Genomic DNA, 1408 nt, shown 5'->3' on the forward strand with positions numbered 1-1408 from the left:
CTGACGCAAAACTGGCTGGAAGCGATTGCTGTAGAGCGTGGACTTAATGTCTCATCAGTTGCTACAGTCGATGAGTTCTGGCAGCTCGTTGTTGCACGTTACACTAACGATAGAGAAAACCCTGATACAAGCAACGATGCGAAATTAGCTGTATTTTGTCAGGCACTCGCGCAACTGGCACAGGTGATTAATACCTTTAAGATGAATGAAGTCGACTTATCATTTGTAGTAAACTCCCCGAATAAAATAGAAAATAGTTTAACTAAAGTTGATCTTGTTTATAATAATTTACAGTTCCTGAGTTATTTTAAAGCGTGGCAAAACAGTCTAGGTGCTCGTGCCGATGAGGGGCTTAAGTTACTACATGATGATGATTTAACCTCCGAACAACTCGCTAGCATGCTGGATACCTCTGAGTATGAGGTTTCTGCGGCATGGGATATTCTTGGAATTACTGGTGGAGAACCGCTTCTAAGCGCTATTCAAGGCTACCACACAAATGCATGGTTACAGGCATCAGCTCACATGGCAGTTGGTGTGGATGTGCTTCATCAGTTTTTATCCTTACCTTACGATGAAACAAGTTCTCAATGGAATGAAACGGCTAATAACTTACTTTCCAGCACACCTGAAGCTAAAGTCATCGAAACGTATGGGTATATAGACGAACAGCTTAGCAAAGCACTGTGCGCTTATTACTTGTCGAATATAGCATCAACTATTACTGGGGGGGATGAGCCTATCACTGACAGAGATGATATTTACCAGTATTTATTGATTGACAATTTAGTGAGTCACGAAGTGACCACTTCACGCATTGCGGAAGCGATGGCCAGTGTACAGCTTTATATCAACCGTTGTTTGAATGGCATGGAGCCTAATGCTAACAAAGACCTTTTTTTAGAGCAGTTTTTTGTTGATTGGCAGCCCTACAACAAACGATACAGTACGTGGGCAGGTGTCTCGATGCTAGCCTATTACCCCGAAAATTACCTTGAACCTACCTTACGATACAACCAAACATCACTTCAGCAGCAGTTATTAACGGAAGTGAGCCAGTCTAAGTTAACCCCTGATAGCGTTGAAGCTTCTTATCTTAATTATTTAAATGGCTTTGAGGATATTGCCAACTTAAAAGTGCTTTGTAGTTATCATCATGCGCCTGTTCTGGATGACGGAAAGAGTTATTTTATTGGCAGAACGTACACCTCACCCTTTAAATATTACTGTCGCTCACTTAACCGTGCGATGATGGACAGTGATGGAAAGTACGTTGCCTCTGCCTGGACAGACTGGGAGGAAATTGTTGCGCCCATCTCGGCGATAAATGACGAAGTCAGACCGGTGATATTCAATAACCGGCTTTATATTGCCTGGCAAGAGTGGGAGTCAGAGCCAGATGCGAGTG

1 protein-coding gene is annotated in these 1408 nt (G+C 42.8%); it reads left to right on the forward strand.

Features of this window, described 5'->3' with window-relative positions; genetic code table 11:
• On the forward strand, window positions 1-1408 hold a 1408-nt coding region (locus ACQ96U_RS27065; protein ID WP_431724394.1), incomplete at both ends, for a neuraminidase-like domain-containing protein.

Source organism: Zooshikella sp. RANM57, from assembly GCF_050749885.1.
Taxonomy (GTDB): domain Bacteria; phylum Pseudomonadota; class Gammaproteobacteria; order Pseudomonadales; family Zooshikellaceae; genus Zooshikella.